Origin of the sequence: Arcanobacterium sp. S3PF19 (assembly GCF_000758825.1) — a bacterium.
Classification (GTDB): Bacteria; Actinomycetota; Actinomycetes; order Actinomycetales; family Actinomycetaceae; genus Arcanobacterium_A.
Map to the genome: position 1 here is coordinate 271920 of NZ_JRMX01000013.1, position 14781 is coordinate 286700.

The 14781-nt window shown below is 57.0% G+C and carries 11 protein-coding genes and 1 pseudogene; 6 read left to right on the forward strand and 6 right to left on the reverse strand.

The features are described 5' to 3' along the window. Positions 1 to 13 precede the first annotated feature (13 nt). Both HMPREF1631_RS03900 and HMPREF1631_RS03905 read left to right on the forward strand, forming a co-directional pair. Positions 14 to 1987, forward strand: coding sequence for a fumarate reductase/succinate dehydrogenase flavoprotein subunit (locus HMPREF1631_RS03900; RefSeq protein ID WP_034232595.1), 1974 nt, complete (start codon positions 14 to 16; stop codon positions 1985 to 1987). Next, complete coding sequence (locus tag HMPREF1631_RS03905; RefSeq protein ID WP_034232597.1) at positions 1984 to 2715, forward strand: succinate dehydrogenase/fumarate reductase iron-sulfur subunit; 732 nt, start codon at positions 1984 to 1986, stop codon at positions 2713 to 2715. The genes HMPREF1631_RS03900 and HMPREF1631_RS03905 overlap by 4 nt, the downstream gene beginning before the upstream one ends. A gap of 73 nt (positions 2716 to 2788) precedes the next feature. Here HMPREF1631_RS03905 and HMPREF1631_RS03910 read toward each other — a convergent pair whose 3' ends face one another. After that, the gene (locus tag HMPREF1631_RS03910; RefSeq protein ID WP_034232599.1) at positions 2789 to 4003 is read right to left on the reverse strand and encodes a class I SAM-dependent methyltransferase; all 1215 of its coding nucleotides are present in this window, start codon (positions 4001 to 4003) and stop codon (positions 2789 to 2791) included. Positions 4004 to 4246: 243 nt separating this feature from the next. Here HMPREF1631_RS03910 and groES point away from each other — a divergent pair, with 243 nt between their 5' ends. Together groES and HMPREF1631_RS03920 are read left to right on the forward strand one after the other, a co-directional pair. Then, a complete protein-coding gene (gene groES, locus HMPREF1631_RS03915; RefSeq protein ID WP_034232601.1) occupies positions 4247 to 4543 on the forward strand; it encodes a co-chaperone GroES in 297 nt (98 codons plus the stop codon). Positions 4544 to 4728: 185 nt separating this feature from the next. Next, positions 4729 to 6579: a phosphoenolpyruvate carboxykinase (GTP) gene (locus HMPREF1631_RS03920; RefSeq protein ID WP_034232603.1), complete on the forward strand. Its 1851-nt coding sequence runs from the start codon at positions 4729 to 4731 to the stop codon at positions 6577 to 6579. Between the two features lie 137 nt (positions 6580 to 6716). Here the strand turns inward: HMPREF1631_RS03920 and HMPREF1631_RS07235 are convergent. After that, positions 6717 to 7022 (reverse strand): annotated as a pseudogene (locus tag HMPREF1631_RS07235) (WhiB family transcriptional regulator); the annotation flags it as partial. Positions 7023 to 7223: 201 nt separating this feature from the next. Here HMPREF1631_RS07235 and guaB point away from each other — a divergent pair. Further along, a complete protein-coding gene (gene guaB / locus HMPREF1631_RS03930; protein ID WP_034232605.1) occupies positions 7224 to 8735 on the forward strand; it encodes an IMP dehydrogenase in 1512 nt (503 codons plus the stop codon). Positions 8736 to 8894: 159 nt separating this feature from the next. Here the strand turns inward: guaB and HMPREF1631_RS03935 are convergent, their stop codons facing one another. Further along, positions 8895 to 9632 (reverse strand): exonuclease domain-containing protein, encoded by a 738-nt coding sequence (locus HMPREF1631_RS03935; RefSeq protein ID WP_156956219.1) that lies wholly within the window; start codon positions 9630 to 9632, stop codon positions 8895 to 8897. Positions 9633 to 9837: 205 nt separating this feature from the next. Between HMPREF1631_RS03935 and HMPREF1631_RS03945 the strand changes: the two genes are divergently transcribed. Further along, complete coding sequence (locus HMPREF1631_RS03945; protein WP_034232611.1) at positions 9838 to 10953, forward strand: GuaB3 family IMP dehydrogenase-related protein; 1116 nt, start codon at positions 9838 to 9840, stop codon at positions 10951 to 10953. Positions 10954 to 11157: 204 nt separating this feature from the next. Here the strand turns inward: HMPREF1631_RS03945 and HMPREF1631_RS03950 are convergent, their stop codons facing one another. From HMPREF1631_RS03950 to pta, 3 genes are all read right to left on the reverse strand, one after another. Continuing rightward, on the reverse strand, positions 11158 to 11613 hold the full coding sequence (locus HMPREF1631_RS03950) for a GNAT family N-acetyltransferase (RefSeq protein WP_034232613.1): 456 nt from the start codon (positions 11611 to 11613) through the stop codon (positions 11158 to 11160). 167 nt (positions 11614 to 11780) lie between these two features. Then, entirely contained in the window at positions 11781 to 12959 is a 1179-nt protein-coding gene (locus HMPREF1631_RS03955; protein ID WP_034232614.1) for an acetate/propionate family kinase, read from the reverse strand. A gap of 37 nt (positions 12960 to 12996) precedes the next feature. Then, positions 12997 to 14625, reverse strand: coding sequence for a phosphate acetyltransferase (gene pta / locus HMPREF1631_RS03960; protein WP_034232847.1), 1629 nt, complete (start codon positions 14623 to 14625; stop codon positions 12997 to 12999). Between the last annotated feature and the right edge of the window lie 156 nt (positions 14626 to 14781).

Below are 14781 nucleotides of genomic sequence, written 5' to 3' on the forward strand. Positions count from 1 at the left end.
GAAAGGCAGGGAAATGGCTGAAAATTTAGTGCAGGGTCTCTACCGTGAGGGAGATCCGATTGCCGATACGAAGGCGCCCGGCGGTCCGATTGCAGAACGTTGGGAAAAACGCAAGTTCAGTGCAAAATTGGTAAATCCCGCCAATCGCCGTAAGCGTACGGTGATTGTTGTCGGTACCGGCCTGGCAGGCGGCGCCGGCGCGGCTTCTCTGGGCGAAATGGGCTATAACGTAAAAGCGTTTTTCTATCAGGATTCTGCCCGCCGCGCACATTCAATTGCCGCGCAGGGCGGAATCAACGCGGCGAAGAACTACAAGAACGACAACGATTCCGTGTTCCGCCTGTTCTACGACACCATCAAAGGCGGGGATTTCCGTTCGCGCGAATCGAACGTGTACCGTTTGGCCGAAGTTTCCGCGGCAATTATCGATCAGTGCGTGGCACAGGGTGTTCCCTTTGCGCGTGAATACGGCGGCCTGCTGGACAACCGCTCTTTCGGCGGCGTGCAGGTGTCGCGAACTTTCTATGCCCGCGGGCAAACCGGGCAGCAGCTGCTTATCGGTGCCTACCAGGCACTGATGCGCCAGGCGAAGGCGGGGACCGTTAAGCTCTACAGCCGGCATGAGATGATCGACCTGGTCGTTATTGACGGCCGCGCCCGGGGAATTGTCGCCCGGGATATGATTACCGGCGAGATAGAGACGCATATTGCGGATGCCGTTGTTCTGGCAACCGGGGGATACGGAAACGTATTCTTCCTTTCCACGAACGCGATGGGGTGCAACGGTTCGGCAATCTGGCGCGCACACCGCAGAGGCGCTTTCTTCGCCAATCCCTGCTACACGCAGATTCATCCGACCTGTATTCCCCAGCACGGAGAATCGCAGTCGAAGCTGACTTTGATGTCCGAGTCCCTGCGTAACGACGGCAGGATCTGGGTGCCGAAGAAGGCCGAAGACTGCGGCAAGGATCCGCGTGACATTCCCGAAGAAGACCGCGATTATTATCTGGAGCGGATTTATCCGTCATTCGGAAATCTCGTTCCGCGTGATATCGCTTCCCGTCAGGCGAAGAATATGTGCGACGAGGGCCGCGGTGTGGGGCCGAAGATCGGCGGGGTTGCGCGCGGCGTATACCTTGATTTTGCCGAGCCGATCGCCCGAATGGGCAAAGACCAGGTTTCTGCCAAGTACGGAAACCTCTTCGATATGTACGAGCGCATTACCGCGGAGAATCCCTACGAGGTTCCGATGCGTATTTATCCTGCCGTGCACTACACGATGGGCGGTCTGTGGGTGGACTACGATCTGCAGTCCACAATCCCCGGGCTGTATGTGGCAGGCGAGGCAAACTTCTCCGACCACGGCGCGAACCGTCTGGGCGCCTCCGCGCTTATGCAGGGTCTGGCGGACGGATACTTCGTAATCCCGAATACGATTAACGACTATCTTGCCGGCGCCTCGGCGTTTGAGGAGATCAGCGAGGACGATCCGCGGCTGCTGGCTGTGAGAAAAGAGAACGAGGAGCGTTTCGAACACTTCATTAAGAACGAAGGCACACGTTCCGTCGATTCCTACCATAAGGAACTCGGACAGATCATGTGGGAGTACTGCGGTATGGAGCGCACCGACGCCGGTCTGAAGAAAGCCATCGGTCTGATTCGGGAACTGCGTGCGGATTTCTGGAAGAACGTACGCGTGCCCGGCAGAAGCAATGAGCTGAACCAGTCTTTGGAGAAGGCAGGCAGAGTAGCGGATTTCCTGGAGATGGGAGAGCTGATGTGTATCGACGCTCTGCACCGCGAGGAATCCTGCGGCGGTCATTTCCGTGCCGAGTCGCAGACCGAAGAAGGCGAAGCACTGCGCCACGACGATAAGTTTGCCTATGTGGCGGCTTGGGAGTGGGGCGGCGAGGGCTGTCCTCCGGTTCTTCACAAAGAAGATCTGAATTACGAATTTGTTGAGATGAAGCAGCGGAGCTACAAGTGAAAATTAACCTTGAATATTGGCGTCAGGCCGGTCCGAAAGCTGAAGGCAGCTTCGAGACCCATACGATTGAGAACGTTGAGGAAGACGCATCTTTCCTGGAGATGCTCGATCAGCTCAACGAGGAACTCTTTGCCGAGGGTAAAGAGCCTGTAGCATTTGACTCTGACTGTCGTGAAGGTATCTGCGGTCAGTGCGGGGTAGTGATTAACGGCGATCCGCACGGCCCGGAGGTTACCACAACCTGTCAGCTGCATATGCGTCACTTCAAAGACGGCGACACAATTACCATCGAGCCGTGGCGTTCGACGGCTTTCCCCGTGCTGCGCGACTTGGTTGTGGATCGCAGTGCCCTTGACCGGATTGTGCAGGCAGGCGGGTATATTTCCGTAAACACGGGTGCGGCTCCCGACGCACACTCGGTGCCGGTGCGGAAAGAGAATGCGGACAAAGCCTTTGAAGCCGCAGCCTGCATCGGATGCGGTGCGTGCGTGGCAGCCTGTCCGAACGGATCGGCAATGCTGTTTACTTCGGCAAAGGTGGTACACCTGGGTCTGCTTCCGCAGGGCCAGCCGGAACGCAAGCGGCGTGTGGTGAATATGCTTTCCCAGCACGATGCCGAAGGTTTCGGCGGATGCACCAATACGGGTGCGTGTGCCGCGGCGTGTCCGAAACAGGTTCCGCTTGAGTTTATCTCGATGCTGAACCGGGATCTGATTACTTCTCTGTAAAATCTGTTACCGAGTTAGTCGGCGGTCTGCCTTTGGGCAGGCCGCCTTTATTTTTCCGCGGCGGGTGCGGACCTCACTTAGGCGCTTTTCGGATTCTCCGCGCAATTATTGCCCGGTGTTTTCCCATCACCCGGGTGGCAAACAGAGTGGCGGAATGCGGGGCGCGCGGATCGGTGCGCAGCGCTTTGCGCATTGCTTCGGGCTGAAGATCCGTGCCGCGTTTTTTGATTTCCAGGATGCCGATTTCCATCTGCCGTAAAATCTTTCCGGTCTTTTTCATGTTCAGCGTTCCCGTATAAAGCACTTCAAACGCGGTGCAGAAAGGAGTGGAAACGGGCACGTCGCCGCTGAGGTAGGCAATTTGGTCGGATATGGGGGCAAGCCCAAATTCGGTGCAGAGGCGGGAAATCTGTCCGCTGCGGATAATGGCGGGGTCGGGCTCGAAAATATATTTTCCGGGTGCGCGGGGAGTTACCGTTTTTGCCGCGGTGCGCGGATCGTGTGCTTCGCAGGGGGCATATATGTATGTGTGCCCGTTTCGGATCACCACTGCTTCCCGTTTCGGGGCAGGGCAGGCCGCTCCCGTCCATATCACGGCCTCCGGCAGCTCCCCGTCAACACTGATCCAGCTCACGGCGGAGTTTTCGGGCAGATGCGAATAGGGAATCCCGGGCGCGGTTTTTATTCCCGCGGCGGAAAAACGCCCGGCCAGATCAAGTGCCCGGGGCAGCGGCGGAATCCAATGCCCGGGGTCTTTCAGGCGGATTGCGTTTTTTCTCCGTGCGGGATCGATCCATATTCCCTCTGCGCCGAAAGCAGTCAGATCGGCGGTGAAACCGTCTGCGCAAAACACCGATGCGTTGCCGAAGCGACGCAGATTGTACCGGGCTGCCGCGGCAGCGTCGGGATCTTTTTCAAAAGAGCGGGTGTGCAGTCCGAGGTCTGCAAAAGCATAGGAATCCGCGCCGATTCCGCAGCCGAAATCCACAACCGTCTTTATTCCGGAATCCAGAAACCGGCGGGCGTGAACCGCGGCCACGGAAAGTCTTGTTGCCTGTTCCAGCCCGGCGGCCGTGTAGAGGAGGGACCGGGCGAGCGAACCGAATTTTTCCGCGGCTTTTGTGCGCAGACGCAGCTGTGTAAGTGCTTCGTTCACGTATTCTGCCGCATATCCGTCTGCGCGCAGCCGGGCGGAAAGTTTAAACACATCCTCCGGGCTGTACCCGTTGGGAAGTGCGCGCAGAAGCTGTTCTCCCAAGGGCAGGTGCAGAAGGGCGGCGATACTCACAGAACCATTTTGGCATTTTCGCCGGCCGGTGCGTGCGATGATGCCCGGTGCGGCGCGCCTGCGTTCGCGCATAGCGATGTTTTATACAAAATTGGCACTCGAATTGACCGAGTGCCGGAAATAGTCTTAGCCTATATATGTATGCAGCGAGAGCTGCTCCCGGCAGCCGGACCCGACCCCCGCGACGGCAGGTCCGAAGTCGGATTCATAACTGAAAATCGAGTTTAGAGAAGGGGGAGACGCATGTCGGTCTCCATTAAGCCGCTTGAAGATCGGATTGTGATCAAGCAGGTTGAAGCAGAAGAAACTACTGCGTCGGGTCTTGTTCTTCCGGGCAGTGCACAGGAAAAGCCGCAGGAAGGCAATGTCGTTGCAGTCGGACCGGGTCGGATTGACGACAACGGCAACCGTGTTCCGCTGGATGTGAAAGTCGGAGACGCCGTTATTTATTCGCGTTACGGAGGTACCGAGGTAAAGTACGGTACGGATGAATACATTATCCTTTCCGCGCGTGATGTACTGGCGGTTGTGGAACGGTAGTTAATTTTCCGAAGTTGGGCAGGGATGTTTGTCTCTGCCCAACTTTTTGTCCTTTTTATCCGCGGGCGCGGGAAATCGGCGACATGGGCCCGAATTGCCACACGGGAAAAAGTTTTGCGTATAGAATAATAAATGTTCGGTTAACCAAACATTTATCTATGATAAACCGAGAAGAAGGACGCAAAATGGACAATCCGGAACAGATCCTCGACGAGGCGGGCATACACAATTCCTATGTGCGTGAATACGTGCAGACGTGGGCGCAGATCACGCAGCCTGCGAAAATTGAGGTAATTAACGCCGAAGACGACGACCGTCTGCTTGCCGAATCGTTGGCGGAAGGGGAGATTCTGCCGGTCGAAGGAGACCGCTACTACTCCCGCTCCTATTGGAAAGATACGGCCCGCTCGGAAGAGCGCACCGTCGTTGCTACCGATTCCCCTGCGGATGCGGGGCTCTACAACAATTGGCGCGACGCAGAGGAAACGGAAAAAATTCAGATTGAGCGGATGCGCGGGGCTTCCCGCGGGAAAACGATGTACGTCATTCCGTATTTAATGTCGCCGCCCGGCTGCCCGCTGGAAAAATACGCCCGCGGGGTGGAGCTTACGGATTCGCGTACCGTTGTGCACCACATGATCAGAATGGCGCGCGTGGGAGTGAAATACCTGGAGAATCTGCCCGATCCCGATCATTTCGTGCGCGCGGTGCACGTTACGGGCGACCTGGAGAATTTGGGGCAGGGGACCGCGCACGACCGGCGTCTGTTTGCGACCGTTGCCTCGCGGCGCACAATTTTGCATTTCGGTTCTTCCTACGGCGGCAATGCCCTGCTGGGTAAAATCGCGCATGGTCTGCGCCTGGCTTCCTACGACGGGTGGGTGTCGAAAAAGTTCCTGGGCGAGCAGTTTATGCTGATCGGAATTACGGACAGAAAGACGGGCAGAAAATATCATATCTGCGGCGGTTTCCCCTCGGCGTCGGGGAAAACAAATCTGGCGATGATGCTTCCCCCGGACGCTTTGGGCGAGAGGTACACCGTTGAATTTTACGGAGACGACATCGTGTGGCTGTGGGTGAATCCCGATGACGGACGCGTGTACGGTATGAATCCCGAGTTCGGTGCTTTCGGCGTGGCAAAAGACACGAATGAAACGACCAATCCGACTGCGTTGGCCTCGCTTGCTCCCGGTACGAAAGTGCTGTTCACAAATGTTGCCTATAACGAAAATACCCATGAGGTATGGTGGGAGGGCCGCACGCCCGAGCCTCCTGCCGACGTTACGGGCTGGCGCGACTGGAAAGGACAGCTGATTTCCGAGCGGCCGGCGGAAAGGCAGCGTTCCGGGGCGAAAGAGGATTCCTGGGCGCATCCGAATTCCCGTTTCACAACGACATTGGCAAATGTGCCCAACGTGGCCCCGGATTTTGAACGTCCGGAGGGCGTGCCGATTGACGCGATCATTTTTGGCGGACGTGTGCGCGACCGCGAGCCGCTGATCCGTGCCCTGCGTTCTTTGCCCGAGGGTGTATATGACGGTCTGACGCTGGGTGCGGAAGCAACTTTTGCGGCGGAAGGAAAGGACGGCGTGCTGCGTTACGATCCGATGTCGATGCGTCCGTTTATGTCCTACCCCGAAGGGGAATATGCCCGTCATTGGCTGAGGATCATCGGTGCGGCGCGGCATAAGCCGATTTTCGCGCATGTGAATTGGTTTATGCGCGATACGGACGGACGTTTTATCTGGCCGGGATACCGCGATAACATCCGCCCGCTGCTGTGGCTGATGGATCTGAAGGAAGGGCGTGCCAAAGGTGTGGAAACGCCGGTCGGAATCGTGCCGGATCCGGCGGAACTGAATCTGACGGGAATGGATATCTCCGCCGCCGATTTGGAGCGCCTGCTGCATATTGATGAGGCGAAATGGAAAACGGAGATGGCCCGCCGTGAAGAACATCTGAGTGCGTTCAGGGATCTGCCGGAGGAGATAATGCAAGCGCACAGAGAAGTTCTGGCAAAGCTGGAACATCGGTAGCAAACGGCCGCGGCGGCACTTCCGCCGCCGCGGCCCGTGCGCGAAGTTTACATCGCGGGAGAGTCGATGCTGCCGGACGCCTGCCGGTTTTTTCGGTACGGTTTCACATTGCCGGAATGTGGTAAATTGGATGAGCTGGCGTGCGTCCGGTTTTCCGTGCGCAGAATTCCGCTTCTTTCTTCTTCCGACAGTCCTCCCCATACGCCGTACGGCTCGCGGTGAAGAAGGGCATACTGCCGGCATTCGCCGATTACCGGGCATTGCCGGCAAATATATTTTGCGTATTCTATGCGCCGGCGCCGGGGGCCGCCGCGTTCCCCCTCGGGGTGAAAAAACAGCTCGGGATCCATGGTGTTGCATTTTCCGTGCCGCTGCCAGGACCAAAAATCCAAGGGTGTTTTCTGAACGTTTCTTATCTGCACGGCCAAACATATGCCTTTCATAAACCGAAAGATCTTCTTTAGAGAGATTCCATTTTTAGATTACTGTCCGGGACGGCATTTTGCAAGGACCGTGGGGGCGGGGAAAGCGGATTTTTGCGGGCTGTGCAGATGTACACATTCACGCGGGCAAGGGGGATAAATTCCTTCGGGTTACTATAATTAAAGCAACTGCTAGCCGAATAAAAGAAATGAGTTTCAGCCGTGAATGAAAATAATCCCTTTGGTCTCGTGGGCTTAACGTATGACGACGTTCTGCTTCTGCCCAACGAAACAGACGTAATTCCTTCCGAAGTGGATACCTCAACGCAGCTTACACGGAATATCAATGTACAGTTACCGCTTTTGTCGGCGGCAATGGACACCGTGACGGAATCGCAGATGGCGATCGCGATGGCCCGGCAGGGCGGCCTGGGGATTCTGCACAGAAATCTGTCGATTGCCGATCAGGCCAATCAGGTTAGGATTGTGAAGCGTTCCGAATCGGGGATGGTTTCCGATCCGGTTACCGTCAATCCGCAGGCCACAATTTCGGATCTGGACCGTCTCTGCGGTAAATACCGCGTGTCCGGTCTGCCGGTTGTCGATGCGTCCAATGTGCTGCTGGGGATTATCACCAACCGCGATCTGCGTTTTATTCCCGAAGAAAAGTGGGACACGCTGCGTGTGCGCGAAGTTATGACGCCTATGCCGCTGGTAACCGGGAAAGTCGGTATTTCCGCGAAGGAAGCGACGGAGCTGCTGGCAAAGAATAAAATTGAAAAACTTCCGCTGGTAGACGAAAACGGGAAACTGGCCGGTCTGATCACGGTAAAAGATTTTGTGAAGTCGCAGCAGTATCCCCATGCAACAAAAGATGCCGGCGGCAGACTGCGTGTGGGAGCGGCAATCGGTTATTGGGGAGATTCCCGGCAGCGGGCGCAGGCCCTGGCCGAAGCGGGCGTGGACGTGCTGGTGGTGGACACCGCCAACGGCGAGGCAAAACTGGCTTTGCAGATGATAGAAAGCATCAAACACGATTCGGGATTTGCCGGAATCGACGTTATCGGCGGCAATGTGGCGACACGCGAGGGCGCCCGGGCTCTGGTAGACGCGGGAGTGGATGCGGTGAAAGTCGGTGTCGGACCGGGGTCGATCTGTACCACGCGTGTCGTTGCGGGAGTCGGTGTGCCGCAGGTGACGGCGGTTTATCTGGCCGCACAGGCGTGCCGCCCGGCAGGTGTTCCCGTGATTGCCGACGGCGGTCTGCAGTATTCGGGTGATATCGGAAAAGCGCTGGTGGCAGGGGCTTCCTCGGTTATGCTGGGCTCGTTGCTTGCCGGATGCGAGGAATCGCCCGGAGAGCTGGTATTTGTGAACGGAAAGCAGTTCAAGAATTATCGCGGAATGGGGTCTTTGGGGGCAATGAGTTCGCGCGGGCGCACATCTTATTCCAAAGACCGCTATTTCCAGGCGGACGTATCCACAGACGACAAGATCATTCCCGAGGGAATTGAGGGGCAGGTGCCTTACCGCGGTTCTTTGAGTTCGGTTGTGTACCAGCTGATCGGCGGTCTGCATCAGACGATGTTTTATACGGGTGCCCGAACGATTGCGCAGCTGCAGGAGAAAGGGAGATTTGTGCGGATTACCGCTGCGGGACTGCGCGAATCCCATCCCCATGATGTGCAGATGACGGTGGAGGCTCCCAATTATTCCGCTTCGCAGCGTAACTGAGCGAAACGAAATCTTCGGAAAGATAAAAGAAACAGCCGGGTGTTCGGTGTTGCGGCAGAAGATGCCGCAACACCGAACACCCGGCTGTGCGTGAAGGGAACATGCGGAGTTTGCCTTCACAGTTTTGCTCTCTGTCTGTTTTGCCCCGGGCTGCCCGTTTTATTTTGAAATCGGCCATCCTACCGGCTGCGTATATGCTCTTCCCGTTGCCTGTGCCCGTTTACGGAAGTATTCGGCGGTGTCGAGATGGATTGTTTCCTGAATCTTCATTAAACTGTCAAAATCCTGTTCCTGCAGCTGCGGATAACGTTTCAGGATTGCTTTCAACACGCGCAAAGTGGCGAGCACGTCCGCTTCCGCGTTGTGGAACGCATCGTTTTCCCACACTCCGTAATGTTTCGCCACCGCTTCCAAAGTGCGTTTTCCCCGTCTGTAGCGGTCTGCGGCTTTATCCAGCAGATAGGGGTCCAAGACGGGCGCGATCCGGTGCCCGATACGCGTTTCCAGTGAGGGCAGGCCGTGCCGGTCCAACTCCCGGTTTAAGAGAGTTAAATCGTAGCAGGCGTTGAAAGCGACAACGGGATTTCCCGCTTTCATCTGCTCTGCCAGGAGATCGGCCGCCAGAGTGAGGACCTCCTGTGCCGGCTGCCCTTCTTCCCGTGCCTTTTCCGTGGTAATTCCGTGAATATCCGAAGCCGCTTTGGGGATTGGTATTCCGGGGTCGGCAAGCCGGTAGTATTTCTCGGTAAAATCTCCGCCGTCGATTATCACCGAAACGGTAACGATTCGGGAAGTGAGGGGATTAACGCCGGTTGTTTCGGTGTCGAAGCCGACAAACGCTTTATTGTGCCACATAGTTCTCCGTCCGGAGTTTTCGTTTTCTGATGATCCAATCATAGTATCCTTCTCCGTGGGTTTTACCGTCCCGCGCCGGGTGGGCCACGGTTTTGCCTACGGACCGCGGAAAGCGGATTTGCGGACTGTGCCCGGTATGCTCGGCGGCGGATCCGGTGCGGCGGGTGGAAATTAAAATCCTGCGGAACAATGCGCTAGGCTTAATGGTGAATAGAATTTTGGCAGGTTTTCGGGCAGGAGAACGCGGATGGACAATGAAATAGAAATCGGCAGAGGGAAAAGAGCCACCGTCGGATATTCGTTTGACGATATTTCGGTGGTGCCTTCACGCCGTACCCGCGATGCGGCCGATGTGTCCGTAAGCTGGCAGCTTGATGCACATCTGTTGGAAGCGCCGATCATCGGTGCGCCGATGGATTCTGTTATTTCTCCGCAAACGGCGATTATGCTGGGGAAGATGGGTCTGCTGGGCGTATTGGATTTGGAAGGGATCTGGACGCGTTACGAAGATCCGCAGCCTTATCTCGAAGAAATTGCTTCTCTGAAGGAGTCTTCCGGTTTTGCGCGAATGCAGGAAATATACAGTGAACCGATTAAACCCGAGCTGATCACGTCCAGACTGGCGCAGATCAGAGATGCGGGAGTTCCGGTGGCGGGCGCGCTTTCCCCTGCCAGAACGCAGGAGTATTGGCATACGGTAGTGGAAGCGGGAGTGGATTTCTTTGTAATCCGGGGAACGACCGTTTCGGCGGAGCACGTTTCTTCAAACCGTGAGCCGCTGAATCTGAAACGTTTTATCTATGAGCTTGACGTTCCGGTTGTGGTCGGCGGAGTTGCCTCATATACGGCTGCACTGCATTTAATGCGTACGGGCGCTGCGGGAGTGCTGGCGGGATTCGGGGGAGGCGCCACCACGGCCAACCGCCGCACGGCGGGTGTTGCGGTGCCGATGGCCACAACAGTGGCAAACGTTGCCGCCGCACGCAGGGAATACATGGACGAAACCGGAGGCAGATATGTGCACGTCATTGCCGATGGGCAGATATCGACTTCCGGAGATTTAATTAAGGCGATTGCCTGCGGCGCGGACGGAGTAATGCTGGGAACGGTGTTGGCGCGCTGCAGCGAGGCGCCGGGTGCCGGCTATCATTGGGGAGCCGAGGCACACCACCGGCATCTGCTGCGGGGGGAAAGAGTTCATGTAGGCACTGTTGCGCCGCTGGAACAGATTATCAACGGTCCTTCTCTGGATGCTTCGGGAACCACAAATCTTGTGGGGGCTTTGCGTCAGGCAATGGCCATGACGGGTTATTCGGACGTAAAAGAGTTTCAGCGTGTTCCGGTAGCCGTGGAACACCGCTGAAAGATATGTCCCGCATTGCGGAGAAATCCAATGCGGGAATCTGCCGCCGCCGGCGGGCGGCAATGCAGGCTACGGCCGTCTCGGCATACACCGGGCTGTCTTTCGCGAAGCACGGCCGTCAACACTGTGGCAGGGCACGGCAGGACGCGGCGCTGCGGCAAAGCAGGCCGTCAATGCGGGTATATGGCAGTGCGGTGTCTGTTTTCAGTTCCGCTTTGGGCCGGCGTATCGGTAAACATTGGTTTCCCGCGCTGCGAATCCGCAGCGGCGGTAGAGACGGTTTGCCGCCTCGCGGTTCGGGCGGGAGGTGAGGTCAATGGATTTAACATCCAGTTTTTCCGCCAGTTCCACAGCGGCTTCCACCAGTTCCCGTCCCACACCCTGTCCGCGGGCATCTGCATCCGTAACCACGTCCTCAATCCAGGCGCGCCGCCCGGTGGGAATTTCAAAAGTAACGAGAGTGAGCATTCCCAGGATCGGCATTTTTCCCCCGGAATTTTCTTCCCGGCGGCAAACCAGCAGATAAATATGCGGCTGGGAAAGAAATTCTTCCAACCGGGCAAGATTCATGGGCGTGGAAGAACCGGAAAGCTGGGGAATAAGACGGGCGAAAGCCTCCTCCAATTCGGGAGTTGCATTTTCGATGATTTCGATGCTCATGACGGTCCTTTCGGGGGGGGGAGGGGAATAGAGAGGAAAAAGAGAGCGGCCGATTCCCGCAGGGCGGGCGGCGCAAAGTTCACAGTCTGCCGGCTGCCCGCGCAGCATGCGGGAAGGGGAGGACGGCGGGCCGGAGAGCCGGAAACGAAGTCCGGCCCGCCGATCCCTTATTGAATCAGTTCCATTGCCTGTCGGGCAATGGCCAGTTCTTCGTTTGTCGGAACAACATAAACCTTCACAGCGGAATCCGCAGTGGAAATTTCACGTGCTTCTTTTGCGCGCACAGCGTTCTTTTCCGCATCGTATTTCACGCCGAAAGGTGCCAGACGGTCGAGTACACGTGCCCGCAGACGGCTGTCGTTCTCACCGGCTCCCGCCGTGAATGTGACAACGTCCAAGCCGCCCATCACGGCCGTGTACGCGCCGATGTAGTGAACCAGACGGTGAACATAAACCTCAATTGCCTCAATTGCGTTTCGCTCTCCGTCATCGACTTTCTTCCAGACCATGCGCATATCGTTGTCGCCCGCCAGGCCTTTCAGCCCGGATTCCTTGTTGAACAGGCGGTCTACGCTTTCGCAGTCCATTTTTGCCTCGCGCTGCAGATGGAATACGACAGCCGGGTCAATATCCCCGGTGCGCGTTCCCATAACCAGGCCCTCAAGCGGAGTCAGCCCCATCGAGGTATCCACCGCGCGGCCGTTTACCACCGCGGAAGCGGAAGCTCCGTTGCCCAGATGAAGCACGATCTGTTTCAGGTCTGTGCGCCCAAGAATTTTGGTTACGGTTTCGGAAACGAATTTGTGCGAAGTTCCGTGTGCCCCGTATCTGCGAATCTCATATTTTTCTGCAATCTCGCGGTTCAGGGCGTACGTTGCCGCCTCGTCCGGCAGCTGCTGGAAGAACGCGGTATCGAATACCACCACATGGGGCACGTCGGGAAGAAGCTCCCGCGCTACCTCGATACCTCTGAGATTTGCCGGGTTGTGCAGGGGAGCAAGCGGGCAGAGCTGTTTAATCCGTGCCTGAACGGCATCGTCGACCAGTGCGGCCCGGTCAAAATACTTTCCTCCCTGCACCACGCGGTGTCCCACGGCTTTGATATCCGATTCGGCCAGGTGTGGACCGACCGTATCGAAGAATTCCAGCACTTTGCGCAGCCCCACGCCGTGATCGGCGATCGGTTCGGTTGCCTCCGTGACTTTTCCGTTGTATTTATGCTCGTAGTGGCCGATTTCCTCACCGATCCGCTCCACCAGACCCGTGCACAGCGATTCTCCGCTCTCCGGATTGACCAGCTGATATTTAATGGATGAAGAACCGGAATTAATTACTAGTACTGTCAATGTTTTTCCTTTGGATTGTTATTTGTGCCGCAGAGCGTTAATTCTGTGCCTGGATTGCCGTGATTACCACGGTGTTGACGATATCTTCTACCAGTGCCCCGCGGGAAAGGTCGTTTACCGGTTTGTTCAGTCCCTGCAGAATCGGGCCCACGGCGACTGCCTTCGCCGAACGCTGCACGGCCTTGTAACCGATGTTGCCCGCATTCAGACTCGGGAAAATAAACACGTTGGCCTTTCCCGCCACGGGTGAGCCCGGCAGTTTTGCCGCGGCAACCGCGCAGTCCACGGCGGCATCGTACTGAATCGGACCTTCCAGGAGAAGATCGGGTGCTTTTGCCCAGGCGAGTTCGGTGGCCTGCACAACGGCATCCACGTCCACGCCTTTTCCGGAAGTGCCCGTGGAATACGAAAGCATCGCCACACGCGGAGTTACGCCGAAGCGGGCTGCCGTTTCCGCAGAGGACACGGCGATTGAAGCGAGCTGTTCGGGTGTGGGATTCGTGTTTACGGCGCAGTCGCCGTAAACGTAAACCCTGTCCGCCATGAGCATCAGGAAGCACGAAGAAACAATATCGGCGTTCGGTTTGGTCTTAATGATCTGGAAAGACGGCACAATTGTGTGTGCGGTGGTATGTGCGGCCCCCGAGACCATGCCGTCCGCGTCTCCCATGTGAACCATCATCGTACCGAAATAGGACACGTCCTGGACTTTTGCGTATGCCTGCTCGTAGGTGACACCTTTGCGGGCGCGCAGCCGGGCAAATTCCGTGGCATATTTCTCCAGCAGGGCAGGGTCGTCGGTGCGCACAACAGTGGCATCGCCCAAATCCAGGTTCAGCTCTTCGGCACGCTTTGCAACCGCATCTTCCTCACCGAGCAGAATTATGTCTGCCACGCCGCGGCGCAGTACCTCGGCAGCTGCCTTCAGCACGCGGTCGTCTTCGGACTCGGGCAGCACGATCCGCTTTCGGTCGGCTTTGGCGCGTGCCGTCAGAGACGCGGTGAAACGCACGGGTGTCATCACGGCGGATTCATATTCCATGGCCGCTTTCAGAATTTCGCTGTCTGCGGCGGAAAGATCCGGCTTTTCCGCACAGCAGGTGATGATCTGCCCGTGTGTGCAGTTTTCCGGCAGCTCGGGAGCGAAATCCGCGGGCGGGTTCAGCACGGCGGCACCGGTAACCGGGGCGTGTGCGGCGCTAAGTTCGCGCGTTACGATGTGCGAAACGGTTTTGATTTCCTCAGTGCCGCGCAGCGTGCCGGAGAAAATCGGCATGACCGTGGTGCCCAGATTGGCTGCCGTGCGTCCGATACGCGCAACGAGCCCCGGATAGACCGGATCTCCGTCCGCGTGCCCCAGGATCAGCACGGCATCGTCTTTTCCGACGTACTCAAAATATCGTTTCACCAGTGTATCCATTGCCGCTTCCTCATCCGCGAGCAATTCGCCGTAGGTGGTGCCCCACGCGCGGTCGAGGTCGGCTTCTTTGCCAAGTTTGGCCAAAAGGGCCCTAAATGCGCAGTCGTCTTCGATTCTGCCGGGTGTAAAAGGACGGAAAGCGGTTAAATTGGGATAATTTTGCTTTAATTGTTCTGCCATTGCGAGAGTGATCGGGGCCGTTCCCACATTTCCCTCGATGGCCGTTAAACAGAGGCTCTTAGTCAAAATAAGTCCTTCCATAGAGCATCGATGCGAACGCTCTAATTCTGGCACGCCCGGGTGCATTTTTCTTTGCAGAACGGGAAAATCGGCGGTATTTCACTTTGCCGCGGGCAATACGGTCCGAAATTCGGGCCCGCGCACTGTAAAATACCGACCGGG

What these genes read in the sequence shown, in the direction of transcription:
- HMPREF1631_RS03920 (WP_034232603.1), top strand. Translation starts at nt 4,729, where the DNA reads ATGGACAATCCGGAACAGATCCTCGACGAGGCGGGCATACACAATTCC.
- HMPREF1631_RS03900 (WP_034232595.1), top strand. Translation starts at nt 14, where the DNA reads ATGGCTGAAAATTTAGTGCAGGGTCTCTACCGTGAGGGAGATCCGATT.
- HMPREF1631_RS03945 (WP_034232611.1), top strand. Translation starts at nt 9,838, where the DNA reads ATGGACAATGAAATAGAAATCGGCAGAGGGAAAAGAGCCACCGTCGGA.
- groES (WP_034232601.1), top strand. Translation starts at nt 4,247, where the DNA reads ATGTCGGTCTCCATTAAGCCGCTTGAAGATCGGATTGTGATCAAGCAG.
- HMPREF1631_RS03935 (WP_156956219.1), bottom strand. Translation starts at nt 9,632, where the DNA reads ATGATTGGATCATCAGAAAACGAAAACTCCGGACGGAGAACTATGTGG.
- HMPREF1631_RS03950 (WP_034232613.1), bottom strand. Translation starts at nt 11,613, where the DNA reads ATGAGCATCGAAATCATCGAAAATGCAACTCCCGAATTGGAGGAGGCT.